This is a genomic window from Bacillus sp. FSL M8-0071 (assembly GCF_037975455.1).
Classification (GTDB): Bacteria; Bacillota; Bacilli; order Bacillales; family Bacillaceae; genus Bacillus; species Bacillus subtilis.
Map to the genome: position 1 here is coordinate 3,958,712 of NZ_CP150256.1, position 15,713 is coordinate 3,974,424.

The 15,713-nt window shown below is 45.5% G+C and carries 18 protein-coding genes; 3 read left to right on the plus strand and 15 right to left on the minus strand.

What is annotated here, in order from left to right; all coding sequences use genetic code 11:
- Positions 1–42 precede the first annotated feature (42 nt).
- From MKX71_RS20385 to MKX71_RS20435, 11 genes are all read right to left on the minus strand, one after another.
- Positions 43–1,380 (minus strand): MmgE/PrpD family protein, encoded by a 1,338-nt coding sequence (locus MKX71_RS20385; protein ID WP_339231572.1) that lies wholly within the window; start codon positions 1,378–1,380, stop codon positions 43–45.
- Entirely contained in the window at positions 1,377–2,519 is a 1,143-nt protein-coding gene (gene sndB / locus MKX71_RS20390; RefSeq protein WP_339231574.1) for an N-acetyl-sulfur-metabolite deacetylase SndB, read from the minus strand. Before sndB ends, MKX71_RS20385 begins: the two co-directional genes overlap by 4 nt.
- A gap of 16 nt (positions 2,520–2,535) precedes the next feature.
- Entirely contained in the window at positions 2,536–3,285 is a 750-nt protein-coding gene (locus tag MKX71_RS20395) for an amino acid ABC transporter ATP-binding protein (RefSeq protein ID WP_021481017.1), read from the minus strand.
- Positions 3,286–3,297: 12 nt separating this feature from the next.
- Complete coding sequence (locus MKX71_RS20400) at positions 3,298–3,972, minus strand: amino acid ABC transporter permease (protein ID WP_003227111.1); 675 nt, start codon at positions 3,970–3,972, stop codon at positions 3,298–3,300.
- A gap of 22 nt (positions 3,973–3,994) precedes the next feature.
- Positions 3,995–4,789 (minus strand): amino acid ABC transporter substrate-binding protein, encoded by a 795-nt coding sequence (locus MKX71_RS20405; RefSeq protein ID WP_003227109.1) that lies wholly within the window; start codon positions 4,787–4,789, stop codon positions 3,995–3,997.
- Positions 4,790–4,813: 24 nt separating this feature from the next.
- Positions 4,814–5,311 carry a sulfur-containing aminoacid acetyltransferase SnaB gene (snaB, locus tag MKX71_RS20410; protein WP_339231575.1) on the minus strand — a complete coding sequence of 166 codons (498 nt, stop codon included), beginning with the start codon at positions 5,309–5,311 and terminating at the stop codon, positions 4,814–4,816.
- 13 nt (positions 5,312–5,324) lie between these two features.
- The gene (locus tag MKX71_RS20415) at positions 5,325–6,650 is read right to left on the minus strand and encodes an LLM class flavin-dependent oxidoreductase (protein WP_339231576.1); all 1,326 of its coding nucleotides are present in this window, start codon (positions 6,648–6,650) and stop codon (positions 5,325–5,327) included.
- Positions 6,651–7,081: 431 nt separating this feature from the next.
- Positions 7,082–8,068: a penicillin V amidase gene (gene yxeI / locus MKX71_RS20420; RefSeq protein WP_339231578.1), complete on the minus strand. Its 987-nt coding sequence runs from the start codon at positions 8,066–8,068 to the stop codon at positions 7,082–7,084.
- Positions 8,069–8,222: 154 nt separating this feature from the next.
- Positions 8,223–9,035 carry a sugar-phosphatase gene (gene yidA / locus MKX71_RS20425; RefSeq protein ID WP_128740860.1) on the minus strand — a complete coding sequence of 271 codons (813 nt, stop codon included), beginning with the start codon at positions 9,033–9,035 and terminating at the stop codon, positions 8,223–8,225.
- A 39-nt stretch (positions 9,036–9,074) separates the two neighbouring features.
- Positions 9,075–9,632 carry a hypothetical protein gene (locus MKX71_RS20430; protein ID WP_339231579.1) on the minus strand — a complete coding sequence of 186 codons (558 nt, stop codon included), beginning with the start codon at positions 9,630–9,632 and terminating at the stop codon, positions 9,075–9,077.
- Positions 9,613–10,047, minus strand: coding sequence for a DUF3255 family protein (locus tag MKX71_RS20435; protein WP_015715009.1), 435 nt, complete (start codon positions 10,045–10,047; stop codon positions 9,613–9,615). Before MKX71_RS20435 ends, MKX71_RS20430 begins: the two co-directional genes overlap by 20 nt.
- Positions 10,048–10,137: 90 nt before the next feature.
- Here MKX71_RS20435 and cotNE point away from each other — a divergent pair, with 90 nt between their 5' ends.
- Together cotNE and MKX71_RS20445 are read left to right on the plus strand one after the other, a co-directional pair.
- Positions 10,138–10,503, plus strand: a complete 366-nt coding sequence (gene cotNE, locus MKX71_RS20440) for an inner spore coat protein CotNE (RefSeq protein WP_003227093.1) — start codon at positions 10,138–10,140, stop codon at positions 10,501–10,503.
- Between the two features lie 246 nt (positions 10,504–10,749).
- On the plus strand, positions 10,750–11,103 hold the full coding sequence (locus MKX71_RS20445; RefSeq protein ID WP_003236356.1) for a hypothetical protein: 354 nt from the start codon (positions 10,750–10,752) through the stop codon (positions 11,101–11,103).
- A 42-nt stretch (positions 11,104–11,145) separates the two neighbouring features.
- On the opposite strand, the gene MKX71_RS20450 is transcribed toward MKX71_RS20445, so the two are convergent.
- Positions 11,146–11,544, minus strand: a complete 399-nt coding sequence (locus MKX71_RS20450) for a hypothetical protein (protein WP_003243293.1) — start codon at positions 11,542–11,544, stop codon at positions 11,146–11,148.
- A gap of 177 nt (positions 11,545–11,721) precedes the next feature.
- Between MKX71_RS20450 and MKX71_RS20455 the strand changes: the two genes are divergently transcribed.
- Positions 11,722–12,687: an iron-hydroxamate ABC transporter substrate-binding protein gene (locus MKX71_RS20455; RefSeq protein ID WP_032722763.1), complete on the plus strand. Its 966-nt coding sequence runs from the start codon at positions 11,722–11,724 to the stop codon at positions 12,685–12,687.
- Positions 12,688–12,727: 40 nt separating this feature from the next.
- Here MKX71_RS20455 and MKX71_RS20460 read toward each other — a convergent pair whose 3' ends face one another.
- From MKX71_RS20460 to yxdL, 3 genes are read right to left on the minus strand one after another with little or no spacing between them, the layout of a single operon-like run.
- Positions 12,728–13,075, minus strand: coding sequence for a YxeA family protein (locus MKX71_RS20460; protein WP_024572303.1), 348 nt, complete (start codon positions 13,073–13,075; stop codon positions 12,728–12,730).
- Positions 13,076–13,088: 13 nt separating this feature from the next.
- Positions 13,089–14,957 (minus strand): ABC transporter permease YxdM, encoded by a 1,869-nt coding sequence (yxdM, locus tag MKX71_RS20465; RefSeq protein WP_017696088.1) that lies wholly within the window; start codon positions 14,955–14,957, stop codon positions 13,089–13,091.
- Entirely contained in the window at positions 14,932–15,705 is a 774-nt protein-coding gene (gene yxdL, locus MKX71_RS20470) for an ABC transporter ATP-binding protein YxdL (protein WP_032676945.1), read from the minus strand. The genes yxdM and yxdL overlap by 26 nt, the downstream gene beginning before the upstream one ends.
- Positions 15,706–15,713: the final 8 nt, after the last annotated feature.

Genomic DNA, 15,713 nt, shown 5'->3' on the forward strand with positions numbered 1-15,713 from the left:
TGGTTTTATCATATCATCTGAAATCACCGAATAGAGTTGATCTTATTCAATATGAGCTAAAAATTCTTTTATATCGGCTTTTTCAACGGCTGTTATAATGCGTCGCGCTTTTTCTTGCGGGACCGTTAATGTCAATTTTTCTATTATGTCTTCTTCAGACAGCTCATTTCCTGGTGCCCCTTTTGGGCAGTCCACACGCGCTTCGCAAATCCGGCCGTCTGATAAATAGGCCCGGACAATCGTGAAACGGCCTTTTGGAACGGCATGAGGAGCCGGCTGAATAGCATTGTCATATACGCGCTGAATTCGCCCCATTGTCGTTTGAACCCCGTTTGGGATCGGCTGGCTGCTGAAATGTTCAACGGTCAGGCCGTGTCCATGCAAAGCAAGAGCAATCACATATTCAACGCTGAAACGGCCTTCCTCTCCAGCTTTTGGAGATCTTTCCGTCAATGCAGCATCTCCGCCTGGCGGAAATATCACTTCAATACGTTCGGTATTGGCAGCAGAAATGGTTTCTTCGGAGATAAGCTGTCGTACCGCATCTGCAGCATGGTGTGCCGCGGAACAAAATGGATAGATTTTAAACCATAGACCCGGCTGCACAATTCTCCACGGTGCCCCCCAATCGTTTAGCAAAGTGTGTTGTGCTTTCTCAACGTCACCGTACAGACTGAAGAAACCAGTTTCTCCATCAAATACCGTGCGGGACCCGCCAAATTCTGATTGGGCCAGCTTAACGGCCAGCAAGCCAGCCTGAGCCGCCAAACCGGCGTGCAGCGGTTTCATTTCTGTTCCAAATTGCACCCTCATCCCAGCAGATTGCGTAGCCGCAAAACCAATTGCTTTTTCCAGCTCTTCCTGAGTCAGCTCCTCAGCATAACCTACGGCGCAGGCAGCAGCGATGGCACCAAGCGTTCCTGTATTATGCCAGCCCTTTTCATAGTGGCGGCTGCCAATTGATTCTCCCAGCCGTGCCATCACTTCAACACCAACAATATAAGCGCCAAGAAGCCGATCGTCATGTCCGCGAGCGGCAGATGCAATAAGGGCCGGTACGATGACGGCACTGGGGTGTCCTCTTACATCGGAGTGGACATCATCAAAATCCAATGCATGGGCGATAAATCCATTCAGCATCGCGGATTGTAATGGCGCGGCCTTTTTGCCCTGTCCGATAATAGGAACAAGGGGCCGGCCTCCTTCATCCTCTATCAGACGGAGGAGCTTTTGAATGCCTTTATCTTCTCTTCCTGCGAATGAAGCGGCAATAAAATCAAGTAATCCTTTTTTTGCTTCGCGAATCGCGTCAACTGAATACTCAGGTTGTGACGTTCTCACAGCCGCTGCAAGACCTGCTGTCAGCCCTTGTTTGCTCATTTGATGGTCTCCAATACAATAACCGCCAGTTCCGCAAAGTATTGAGAGGCAACCGTAAGGGCTTCTTCATCCAGTGTAAAGGCCGGATGATGCCACTCCTCCGTCCCGTTCGTTCCCATCCAGACAAAAAATCCCGGAATCTTCTCTTGATACAGAGCGAAGTCTTCTCCGCCCGGAGACTGCTCAGCGTGAACGGTTTGATAGCCAAGCCGTGCCGCAGCTTCGGATGCCGCATTCAAAAATGTGCCGTCATTCTGAACGGAAGGCAAATAAGGAAACCACTTGAATTCTGCTTGTGCCCCATAGCCCGCTGCAATTCCTTCAGCCACTCGTCTCATATGCTCCGGAACAGCCTGCCTCGCTTCTTTTTGAAAGGTTCGAACCGTCCCCTCCATTTCAGCTTGGTCTGGAATTACGTTCCACGAGGTGCCCGCCTGTACTCTTGTGATACTGACGACTGCGTTTTGCAGTGAGCTGATATTGCGGCTGACCACAGATTGCAGCCCGCTGATGATTTGTCCGGCTGCAGCGATTGGATCAATACTGTTATTCGGGATGCCGGCGTGTCCGCCTTTCCCTTTGATGACGATCTCAAACCGGTCAACACTTGCCATAAGCGGACCTTCCTTTACACCAATGGTTCCGACAGGCAGATCCGGCTTATTGTGCATGCCGAAAATTGCGGAAACGTCATCAAGTACGCCAGCTTCTATGACCTTTCTTGCTCCTGCTGCAATTTCTTCGGCCGGCTGAAAGATAAAGCGGACTGTACCTTTCAGCTCGGCCTTTCTTTGATTCAGCAAAATCGCTGTGCCAATAATAGAAGCAGTATGAAAATCGTGTCCGCACGCATGCATTGTGCCATCAACCTTAGATGCAAATGGGAGATTCGTCTGTTCTTGGATCGGGAGCGCGTCAATGTCCGCTCGTATTGCTATCACGGGGCCGTCTCCCCGTCCTTTGATTTCTGCAATCACACCAGTCTCCAATTGAGGAACATCAAGTATTTCGATTTGCTCCTCCTCAAGCCAGCGGCGGATTTTTTTCGTTGTTTCAATCTCTTGAAATGACAGTTCAGGATGTTCATGAAGATCACGCCGCATATTGATTAAACGGGTATGAAACGTTTTGTCGGCCATTGTTCTTCTCTCCTTCTTATATAAGCTCTGCAGGCTCTCCCACCTGCTTGATAAATCGTTTCGTCCGTTCGTTTTTCGGATGGTCAAACAATTCCTCTGGCGTTCCCTGCTCGATAATATGGCCGTCTGCCATAAAAATCACTTGATCAGCAACCTCTTTTGCAAACGCCATTTCGTGTGTAACAATGATCATCGTTGTTTGTTTTTCCGCAATGGACTTGATGACCTGAAGCACCTCTGTGACGAGCTCAGGGTCAAGCGCTGACGTTGGTTCATCCAGCAAAATCGCATGCGGATTGACCGCAAGCGCCCGCGCAATGCCGATTCGCTGCTGCTGGCCGCCAGACATTGTGATCGGATAGCTGTCAGCCTTATGCTCCAGACCGACTTGTTTCAGAATCTCCATTCCAATACGTTTCGCTTCGTCGCGTGGTTTATGTTGAGCCACGATTAAAGCTTCTGTAATGTTTTGCAGAGCCGTTTTATTTTTAAACAGATTGTAGTTTTGAAAGACCATGGCCGTTTGCTGGCGAAGCCGATATGCTTCCTTGCGTGTAAACTTTTCCGCGTTCAGTTTGGCTTCTCCGATTTCAATAAGGCCTTGATCCGGACGCTCTAATAAATTTAAGCACCGGAGAAGCGTTGACTTTCCGGAACCGGACGGACCGATGATTGCCACCACTTCTCCGCGTTTCACTTCTAGATCGATTCCGTCGAGCACGACGAGATCTTTAAACGCTTTGCGAATATTTTTTACTGTTATCAACTGATTTCACCTCTAAGTCCGGTATGGCTTGCTCATGGCACGTTCAAACAAGTCCTGCAACATGCTGTAGATCATGGTAAGAACCCAATAGACGATCGCAACCGCCAAGTACGTCTCAAAATATTTGAGGTTTCCTGAAGCGTACATCTTCCCTTGGGCGAACATCTCCATGACCCCTAATGTAAAGGCCAGTGACGTTTCTTTCAGGAGCCCGATAAATGTATTGCCCGTTGCCGGGATCGCATTTCGGATCGCTTGCGGCAAAATAATCCGTCTGTATGCCTGAAATTTTGTCATACCGACAGACAGGCACGCCTCCAGCTGCCCGTCATCAACAGAATTGAGGGCAGCCCGGAAGATTTCTGCCAAATATGCTGCATTTTTTAAGCTTAACCCGATGATGGCAGCTGTGAGAGCTGTCATTTTGCTCATCTCTGGAAATAGCTGCGGCAGCCCGTAATAGATTAAGAACAGCTGCACCAGTGTCGGCACGCCTCGGAAAAAGGATATATACAGCTTTGACAGCTGATGAAGCACTGGAATTTTGTTCTTTGTAATGAGTGCGAGAATAAGTCCTCCGATAATGGCAAAAATCATAGCCGCTATGGCCATAAACAACGTGATCGGAAGGGCCTGAATTAAAGTCGGGAACGCTGATATCATGAATTCCCAATCAATCGTGTTCATTCTGGTGATTCACCGCCGTTTCTTAATGCTTCTGTTCTACTGTGATATCTTCATTAAAGTATTTTTCAGAGAGTTTTTTCAGTGTTCCGTCTTTACGCAATTCATCTAGCGCCTTATTGACTTTTTTGCGGAGCTTGTCGTGCGCATCGTCCTTGGCAAATGGGAATGCAACCTGTTCGTAAACAATCGGATCTCCTGCAAGCTTTAATGGCAAACCGGTCTTCTTGATTTGCGCGATCAATACAGTTCGGCTGTTGACATAAGCGTCTACACGGCCGTACGCAACATCCTTCAGCGTACCCTCTTGTGTTTCATACGTTTTGATATTGATTTTTTTATCAGGATCTTTGCTTTCAAGGTTTTTCGCGTGGTTTGAACCGAGAACGGCTGCGACTGTCTTGCCTTTTAAATCGTCTACTGATTTGATGTCTGTATTGTCTTTTTTGACGACAATCTGTGTTCCCGCATAAGCGTATGGTTTCGTAAAGTTATACGTTTCCTTACGTTCGTCTGTCACAGCTACCTGGTTAGAAATGGTGTCAAGCTTGCCTGTTTGAAGCTCTCCCATCAGCCCGCTGAATTCAAGCAGCTTCCAGTCCAGTTTCATGTCAATTTTCTTAGCGACTGCTTCCATCACTTCCACGTCAAAGCCTGTCAGCTTTCCGTTTTCTTTATAAGCAAATGGGTAACTTTGTCCTGTCGCACCGACATGAAGCACATTGTCATCCTCTTTACTGCTGCTGTTTCCATTGCCGCAAGCTGAGAGCACCGCTAATAATGCAGCAACGACCAGCACAGTCCATTTTTTCATTTTCATTTGATTTTCCCGCCTTTTCTTTTTTTATAGATCATGTCGCAATTGTTTTTTCATATAGACTGTAATATGCCCTTTTCCAAGGTCTTGTTCACCTGAGCGGACATACCCTTTTCGTTCGTACATCTCAATCAGCCACGGATGCTTATCCGCTGTTCCGAGTGAGACAAACGGAACCTTTAACGTATCGCGAAGGATTGTTTCCTCCAGCCATTGAAGCAGCTTTGTTCCGATCCCTTTTTTACCGATACCGGGGTCCACAGCGAACCACCAGATATGCGGAACACCATACGGTCCCGGCTGTTTTCCCCAAGGCATTCTCAAGGTGATGGTCGCGATGATCCGCCCGTCTTCTTCCATGACGTAGCAAGCATTTTGCCGAATATTTTTCAGCACCAAATCCAAATCCGCATGAGCGGCAGCAAAACGAATGCCGAGCTTTCGAATCGGTTCATAAGCCCGCAATGTCAGCTCGAGAAGCTGTTCGGCATCACGTTCAACTGCAAGGCGGTATTGTGGCTTCATCTAGCGTTCCTCCTTACTTTGCATAGCGGTTTACCGGCTTTTCCAAACCGAAGTGCTCTCGTAATGTTGTGCCTTCATATTCTTTTCTGAACACGCCGCGCTCCTGTAAAATCGGAACCACTTGATCAACAAACACTTCAATTCCTTCTGGAAGAAGCGGAGGCATGATGTTAAACCCGTCACACGCTTTCGTATCCACCCATTCCTGCATCTTGTCGGCGAGCTGCTCCGGCGTGCCGACAAAGATATGGTGGCCTCTGGAGCCTGCAACGTATTTGTAAAGCTCTCGTATCGTCATATTGTCCCGTTCAGCCATTTCCTGAACAAGCTTGAAGCGGCTCTTCACCGCATTAGAAGCTTCTGCGTCAAGCTTCGGCAGCGGCCCATCAAGCGGATATGCCGACAAATCAATTCCGCCTAAGTAATTTTGGAGAATTTGCAGACCGACAGATGGGATAATCAGATCTTGAAGCTCCTTGTATTTGGCTCGCGCTGCTTCTTCTGTATCGGCAATGATTGGGAAAATACCCGGCATGATTGCAATTTTTTCTGGATCACGTCCGAATTCCGCAGCCTGTTCTTTAATGGATTGATAAAATTCTTGAGCTGATTCCAGGTGGTTTTGTGCTGTGAAGATCACTTCGGCTGTTTTGGCAGCCAGCGCTTTTCCGTCTCCTGATGATCCTGCCTGGATAATGACCGGCTGGCCCTGCGGCGTTCTTGAAACGTTCAGAGGTCCACGAACCGAGAAATATTCTCCTTTGTGGTTCAGCTCGTGCATTTTTTCTTTGTCAAAGAATTCACCCGTTTCTTTATTACGGATAAAGGCGTCCTCTTCCCATGAATCCCAAAGCCCCTTTACAACCTCGACAAATTCCTCTGCCCGCTGATAGCGCAAATGGTGTTCGAGGTGCTTTTCACCGCTGAAATTCAGCGCTGTTGATTCAATAGATGAAGTGACGACGTTCCATCCGGCACGGCCATTGGAGAGATGATCCAATGACGCAAACTGTCTGGCAATATGGAATGGCTCGCTGTATGTAGTGGAGGCTGTTGCTGTCAGTCCGATTTTTGATGTGACCTGCGCCAAAGCAGAGAGCAGGGTGAATGGCTCAAACCTTGTTAATACATTTGGATGTGATTTGCTGTCAATTGAAAGGCTGTCCGCTAAAAACAGCATATCCAGCTTGCCCCGCTCCGCTGTTTTCGCAAGCTCTTTAAAATAATCCAAATTCATGCTCGCATCTGAAGGCGCGTCCGGGTGCCGCCAAGACGCAACATGATGGCCTGTACCTGCTAAAAATACCCCTAATTTGATTTGTTTCTTTTTGCTTGTCATGACGATACTCCTTTTATCATGTTTTTAGGCTGAATAATCCGAAAAATAAACTCCTATATTCCTAGTCGTTTAATATGAATAAATCAAAATGTACCTTTGTCTTGGACGTTTGTCAATGAGTTAAGATCAAATTTTTCTTTTTAAGCTGAAAAGAATTTCGCAGAATTATGGGGCGGCATTTGTGCAACCTGTATACTGGCAAAACCAGTCTGATGCTGAGACTCGTTTTGATCCAAAGTTTTATATAAATGTAGCTTGTACCTTATCTGTACTTCCGACCATACGCATTTTGCCGCTGCTTTTGCTCTTTGCTAATAAACGCGCGTGTCGCCGTCGTAGAACGGTCCATCTTCCCACTCATTCAGAAGCTGAGACTTCACATAAAAAAATAAGCTGATACCGGATTCATACCGAAATCAGCTAATTGAATCTTAATTAAGTTCTAGAATACTCTCTTCTGCTTTAGCAGAAAACACTTTAGGCTCAAGGCGGTCTAGGTCTTCATGAAATAAACTCACTTTTTGGATTTGCCGATTGTCATAGTGGTGGAAATAGTAGTTTCCAGTTTCGTTGCACATCACGGAAGTATATTGCGTATAATGAATTTCGTCTTCTTCCGTTATCACTGCGCCCTTTGGTATCGTCATATTTGCCAAAATGTGAAAAGCGGCTGTTACACCTTTCGTTTCATCGGCCGCCGGCTCTAGATGTTCTTTCAAATAAACAGCTCTGACAAACCGGGAAGGCGGTGTATAATCCCCCGGCAGACCAACAGTTCCTAAGCCTTGGCCAAAAGCAGAAAGGGCTAATCCGCCCAATTCTTTGCTCTCTAATTGCTTCGGTCTGATTCCTGTATATTGCTGCAGATTGGTTACATGCCATATAAAGTCGGGGCTGTTCGTCATGACACCAGGTTGATTATCATAGACTTTGAGGCCGTCTGCTCTCGGTTCTATCGTCAGGCTTCGGCCCGTCCGGTCTGACAATATCCAGTGAAGCGGTAAAACTGTATCCAATAGATCTAATTTTTTCTCTACAATCGTTAAAGATCGAATCTTTTCTTTTACGTCTTCCAAAGACTTACAGACTGACAGCACCCATGTCACAAACTCATGCGGGGCAATGTGAACGGTATCTTCCCGTATCGTTTTTTCGTACTCCGCATAGCCCGGAAAATAAAGTGCAGCACACGATAAACCGTTTTCATTAACGCCGTCTGCAAATAAAATATTACCAAGTTTTCTTCCCATACCGATAAATGCGTACTGTGTCTGATGGACCTTTCCGTCAGCCTCACTATTCCAACTGTAACGGCGCGGATAGAGAATCACCTCTGTCCCCAGCTGAAATGCAAAATCCATTGTTCTCGCTAATACATGTTTACGGTCAGCAGTTTCCAATGTAAGACTTGTGCACATTTGATCAGTCCCCTTTTCAATTCAGATTAATATCATACATATTGTGAACGAATTGGTTTTATCAGCATAACGAAAGTCAAATCGGTTCGTCAAAGAATTGACATTACATCAAATAAAACGAAAAAATCCAGCCTTTAGAAGGCTGGATTTTTTATTATTTAGCCAAAACAAGCTCGTGAATCGCATGCGCAACACCATGTTCATTATTAGAGCGTGTTTGAAAGTTTGCGGCTTCCAATACTTCTGGGATGGCGTTTGCCATGGCAACCCCGCAGCCCGCCCATTCGATCATTGTCAGGTCGTTCCCATTGTCGCCTATGCACATGACTTCCGCCTGTTCAATTCCAAGCAGCTGAGCCAGCTGGCGTACAGCATTTCCTTTGCTGGCTTCCGGGTGCAGAATTTCATAAAAGAAAGGCGCACTTCTGACCATTGTATATTTTTCTCTCACGTCTTTTGGAATCGATGTAATGACGCGGCTTAAGTTCTCCGGTTTATCAATAAACATCACTTTCGGGATGAGGATATCTTTTGGCACCTCGTCAATCTTGCGGAAATGAAGCGGCACCTGTGTCACATAGGATTCGTATACGGTAAATTCGCTAATATCCCGGTTAGGCGTATACAAATTAGATGAGTCAAAGAAATGCATCGGCGTCTTCAGCTCTAAGCTCAGGTCATATAATGAAGTCAAATCATCATAACCGAGAGACAGCTCTGAGACCACTTCATTTGTATGCGTATTTTGAACAAGTGCTCCATTATACGCAATAACATAGTCGCCTTCTTCAATTAAATTCAGTTCATCTAAATATCTCTGCACACCCCCGATAGGCCGGCCGGTGCAAAGCACAATTTTGACACCTTCCGCTTTTGCCGCGTGAAGGGCGTCGCGGACCTCCTCTGTTACTTCATGATGATCATTTAAAAGTGTTCCATCCATATCAATTGCAATTAGTTTGTACATCCTGCATCTCCTTCATGTCGTTTTCAGGCTATAGTTCCATCATATCGTTTTTTCTTTTTGATATTCAACCGGAAGAGATGGTTTTCTCCGGATTCTGTTTAGACGCCGCCCTTGTCTTCGGATACGCAAGCGCGGTTTCCGCTTTCTTTCTGCCTTGACGCCGTTTTCTGCTTTTTTCTGTTTCATCAGCAGAAAGCCGGCAGCTAGAAAAGGAATGCCGGTTATATTCAAGTTGGCAAGCTTCACACCCGCCGCGATGAAAAAGAACCCCCATGAAGATGATGGATTCCGTCTGATCATGACGTAAGCCGCCATTTCCAGAACGATCAGGATGGCATGAAGCACTATGCCATAAATCAGCAATACAAGGGCAAAAAACAAAACATAATTCACGATTGCCCCTGAGTACATCATAGCGCGCATCATTTGTATAAACGATAAGGACTGCATGGAGCCGCTGATGACATTAGGGTTATAGATCGTATAGTCACTAAATAACTGTTTGACTTTGAGAAAAGCCCATAATATAAATATCCATTGAATGATATGTAAAACAAGCCCCGCTGCCACCAGTCTTTCAGCTTTTTGATTTCTCATCTTTCTCCTCCCTGCCGGTCTTTGATTCGATTCTTGTCATCGTTTTTGTCTGGCCATTTTGCTCCCATATCAATGTCCCGTTTTCTCCTCTTTTCAGCGTGCTTTTGAGCGGATAATAGGGGCCGAGGTACTGAATCTCGATAGACCCGTCAGTGCTTTGGGAAATCACCTTGTATGCCATAAAAGGCAGCTGTACCTCTCCTCTTCCTTCCATCACTTCCGTTTCCACAACCTCGTCTTCGGTAAATGTGACTGTTGCTGATTTCACGCCGTCCGTTGGCCCGGGGGCAAGCCCCTCATCCCACGTTCCGTAATAAAACGGCGTCTCTTCTTTTTGCTGCTGGCAGCCCGATACCATGATGCATACAGCAATTAAAAACAAAATGCCATATTTGTTTCTCAAGGGGATCACCATCCTTTCCTCCTTTTTTTGGGCGAATGCCGTGCCACTGTGCCAAGGACTACATAAGTTATAAGGAATTCACCCACAAGGAGATTGATCATAATGAACCCTTATCAATATTACAGCCCTCAGCTGCCTCAGCAGGAACCTTACTATAGCCACTATGAGTACAATCCTTATCCGCAGCAGGATGTATACGATCCATACCAAATGGACAGACAACCGGCATTGGAAAGAAGAATCGCAGCACTTGAACGGCAAAATGAACAGCAGTCAAGAGAATTAACCCGTCTGACAAACGAAGACCGCCGTCAAAATCGGGAAATTGCACGGATTGCCGAACAGGTCAATCAGTTAAGCCAGGCTGTTGAACGCCATACACGCCGCCTAAATCGGCTCAATCAGCGCCTCCGCACAGTAGAAAACAGGCTGAATATCCCATTTACTGCAGGGGAAGGCGGTTTCTGAGCAAACAAAGAAAAAAAGCGGAATACGATTCTCCCATTTCAGGGTTTCGTTTTCCGCAATTCTTATATGTTAAAACGGAACATTTACATAAAAAGGGTTTGTACCCAGTATACAATCTTTACCGTTTTCATTCAAAGATAGAGGGGCTGAGGAAAATAATTGTAGTTCCTCTTTGACGGAATTTCTTTTCATTCAAGTTGCATGATAATACCGACTCACGTCAATCGATACATGGAGGGATCATTCATGCATAATACACAACACGGCTTGCAGCAGCTGAACCAATGCCGCCAAACTGCTCAGCAGCTCATTCAGCAGACACAGCAAAGCAGCCAGCAATATCGCCAAATGCTTCATCAGGAACAGCAAAACATCCAAATGCTGCAGCAGATTCTAAACCACGAACAACAAGCTGCACATACCATTCAGCAAGCACTGCACGGGCATGACATGGCGATTCAAAAGTGCCAGCAGGTTGTCAACATGTGCAACCAAATGCAACAGGAACTTACTGGACAATCCAGCGTCATGAATACGAATGTGTCTACACTTCCATTCGGCCAAAACACGCCATTTCAGCAGCAATCCTACCAGCAGTAACATATAAAAAGCTCAACACAATGCGAGTGTTGAGCTTTTTTCTTACTGTTCTTTGCGAATATGTATATCCTGAATAGACTGTTTCGGTGCATGAAATCTGCTCTCGGCTTCACTTCTTGCCTCGGCAAAAGCCCGCGCCTCCACATGATCTTTGTAGACATCCAGCTGAATCAAATACAGCGGGCGCACTTTAAATCCATGAATAATGGTTACCGCCCATAACGGGACCACAATAAAAACACCGGGCAGATCGGGCAAAACAAAACCAAATGCAAAAATGAAAAAATAAATGATGCCGTACATGATCCACTTTCTATTTCTAACCTTGATGCCAATAAATAAAAAGGCAAAAAAACTGGTAATGGCAAAAGGCATGAAAATAAACAGCATCCACCAGCTATGCAGCCATTCCCAAGCGGCACCTCTTTTTGTAATTCCCATATTTTTCTCCTCCTATTTACCTATAATAATCGATTAGGCATACCGCGTCACCCATAAACGGGAAAAACTTTCTCCCTTAAAAATAGTGATAGACGGAGAACAGGTTTCTTGCTATATTATTAATTGATAATGATAATCATTACTAATCTATTGAGATACATAGTGGGAGGGTTCTTGATGAAAAAGAACATATTGCTCGTGGGCTTGCTTGTGCTGCTTCTCATGTTTGTCAGCGCTTGCAGCGGCACGGCTTCTAAAGGGAGCTCAAGCGATTCTGCTTCCGAAAAAACAGAAATGAGAACATACAAATCACCAAAAGGGAACGTCAACATTCCTGCACATCCGAAACGCATCGTCACTGATTTTTATGCCGGTGAATTGCTGTCTGTCGGGGCCAATGTGGTCGGCTCAGGCTCATGGTCATTTGATAATCCGTTTTTAAAATCAAAGCTGAAAAATGTGAAGGATGTTGGTGATCCAATAAGCGTTGAAAAAGTGATGGAGCTTCAGCCTGACTTAATTGTTGTCATGAATGAAGAGAATGTTGATAAATTAAAGAAAATCGCTCCGACTGTTGTCATACCTTATAACACAGCGAAAAACGTAGAAGACACAGTCAGCATGTTCGGAGATATCGCCGGAGCGAAAGACCAAGCAAAATCCTTTATGGCTGACTTTAACAAAAAAGCGGAAGCAGCTAAGAAGAAAATTGCCGGCGTCATCGACAAAGATGCAACCTTCGGCATTTATGAAAACACAGACAAGGGCGAATTCTGGGTGTTCAATGACAATGGCGGACGCGGCGGCCAAGCTGTATACAATGCACTTGGGTTAAAAGCGCCTGAAAAAATTGAGCAAGATGTCATCAAAAAAGGAGAGATGAAACAGCTCTCTCAAGAGGTTATTCCTGAGTATGCCGCAGATTATATGTTCATTACGGATTACAACCCGAAAGGCGAAAGCAAAACACTCGACAAGCTGGAGAATTCCTCCATTTGGAAAAATCTTGACGCTGTTAAACATAATCGCGTGTTTATCAATGACTTTGACTCGTTCTACCCGTACGACCCGATTTCTGTCAGCAAACAGGTGGATATCATCACCGACATGCTGATCAAACGGGCCGAAGAAAATAAAAAATAAAAAAACGGCACAGTCATGACGCTGTGCCGTTTTTTATGATTCACTTTAATTTTGACTGTACAAAGTCCGGCATATCTTCAAACTTGACTTCTTCCCAAGTCTCGACATACTTTCCTTTCGCCTTCACCTTCAAATACGCGTTCTTCCGAAGCTCTTTGCCGGCGAAAAAGGTCACTTCTTCTTTTTTTCCGGATGCATTGTATCCGTCTAATGTATACTCAGTACCGCCTGGGCTAAGATGTTTGCCATCTCGATCAATCTGCACATAGACATCTTGCTGGTGAATAAACGGATTAAATCTGTCTGTAACATCGTTATGAAAAAAGAGAAGCCCGCATATTACGGCAGCAGCCGCCAAGACGGCCAGGATTGCCATTGCTTTTTTCATCTTTGCACTCCCCTTACTTGTTCATTTTTTTCAAATAGCTTGACCGCACCGCGAGGAAGAATAGAAGCTGAAAAATGAAAAACCCTCCGATGGTAAGACTGAGCGGTCCCGCTACATCGGAATATCCTTCCACAGCCAATGTTCTCAAGGCAAACAGTGTATGCATGACGGCAATGACAAATGGAAAGAAGAAAAGAATGGCCAATTGTATTGTCACGCTTTGTGCCATTTCACGCTCGCTCAGGCCGATTTTGGCCAGTGAACGGTAGCGCTCCCGGTCTTCATCTAAATCAGTGAACAGCCTGAAATATAAGAAACTTGCTGCCGCGACAAAGAATACAATTGCGATAAACAGGCCGATAAATAAACTCAGGCTCGGCAGCTGCACCGTATCATAGTAAGTCCCGGCTTTTGAAGCAAAGTCAGAATGCACGTCGATATAATTGCCGTAAATCTCATTTTGCAAGGATTGGCTGATCTCAAGACTGTCTTTCCAATGATCATAGCTGTAACCGTATAATGACGCTTTATCACCGAGTGATTTCAGCTGATCAAAGGTTTGATCATTCACCGCGATGATGGCATTCAATGAGATCAGCGGTTTTTTGACTTCTTTTACCGACAGTTTTTGATCAGACAGCTCCCCTTTTTGGTTCAGCAGCTTCAGCTGATCCGGCGCTTCGTTTTTGAAATTGCGGTCATACGTTCCCGGGAAATAGACAGCCTCGTCTTCTTTCAGGCCGTTCACTTTGACATGGAAGTATTTTGCCGCATCCGATTCACTGATCATGTAAACAGGGGGAACAGTTTCTCCTTCCTGATAGCGAACATAGGAAACATCTATTTTGTCTTTCTTATACGTAAAGCCGTGTGTTTTCAGTTCATGGTCAATATCTTTCAAATGAGTCTGTTCTTTTGGATTGTTGCTGTAAGATAAATACTCCATTTCATAAGCGGACTCTTCCGCTCCGACGGTCGATTTGTACATTGCGAGCACGCCTGTCGCAGTAAACGCAACCGCGGAAATAATGCTGACAATAAAGAACAGGCGGGCGTTGTCTTTTAGACGATAGACAAGGTCAGAAACCCAAATGATGTTTTTCCCGCGCAGATAAAAGGTTTTCCACTTCTTCAGCGCGCGCAGAATCCATATGCTGCTTTGGCTGAAAAAGAAATATGTTCCGATGACGGTGAGCAGTAAAATGATAAACGGTTCGGCCCCGTGGACATTGCCTTTAAGAACCATGCCGTACCCGCCGCACAGACAGGCGATGCCGAATAAGGACAGAAGCACGGACGGCTTAGGCTCCGGTTTAACCTTGCCAGTGCCCTTTATTAATTTGATAACCGTATTTGATCTGACAAAAAGGATCGTAAACTGCGATAAAAAGAAAAATAAGAGCAGAAATCCGCAGGCCGTAATACCGAGCGCTTTCCAAGGCATATACAAAGGCAGCGCGTCCATTTCTAAAATATAAGCACCGACCGTAAAGAACGTCTTTGAAAAAATGAATCCTCCGATAATACCGGCTGCAATTGACATGACGCCGATGATCATATTTTCCGCAGTAATGAGCTTTCTCAGCTGCCCCGGCGTGATGCCCTGCATGAGCAGAATGCCGAATTCTTTATTTCTCGATTTCAAAAATGCATTAACCGAATACAGAACAAATAAGAAAGAAAAAACAAAGATCATCCATTCCGCGGCGGTTAAGCCTTTTTTGGCGATGTTATTCAGGTAGCCTTCCTTTAATGCCGGATGAAACAGGAACATCGCAAAGGTAAAGAAAATCAAAACGGAAAAGGCGCTGCTTAAAAAGAATGCAAGATAGGCCCTTTTGTTTCTCGTGACGTTTTTATAAGCGAACTGAAGAAAGGTCATTTGCGTTTCCCCCCAGCATAGACAGCACATCAAGAATTTGTTCATAAAAGACTTGGCGGTTTTCCCCGCGGTAAATCTCATTAAACAATTCGCCGTCTTTTATAAAGATGACGCGGCGGCAGTAGCTTGCCGAAACCGGATCGTGGGTCACCATCAAAGCCGTGACATGATCATCCCGATTCAGGCTCTGCAACGTTTCCATGACGTCTTTTGTCGCTTTGGAATCAAGGTTTCCAGTTGGTTCATCGGCCAGAATGAGTGACGGCTTATGAATGACCGCTCTTGCGATGGCGGCCCGCTGGCGCTGGCCTCCGGATACTTCAAACGTCCGCTTGTTAAGCAGGTTTTCGATACCGAGCTTTGCCGCGATGCCGTGCAGTTTTTCTTCTATTACAGACGGCGCTTCTTTTTCAAGCGTTAACGGCAGCATGATATTTTCACCGATCGTCAGCGTGTCCAGAAGGTTGAAATCCTGAAACACAAATCCGAGCTGCTTGCGGCGGAAATGAGCGAGCTTTGTCCGCTTCAGGCGATGCGGGTTTTCTCCGTTAATCAGGATATCGCCTGAATCTGGACGGTCAATCGTTGAAATGATATTCAAAAGCGTTGTTTTTCCGGACCCGGACGGCCCCATCACCGCCGTGAACTCGCCTTCTTCTATTGAAAATGAAATTTGCTTTAAGGCCTGATAGGACACTTGTCCTTTATAGGTTTTATTTATATGTTTGACTTCAAGCATATTCGCCATGAAAATCC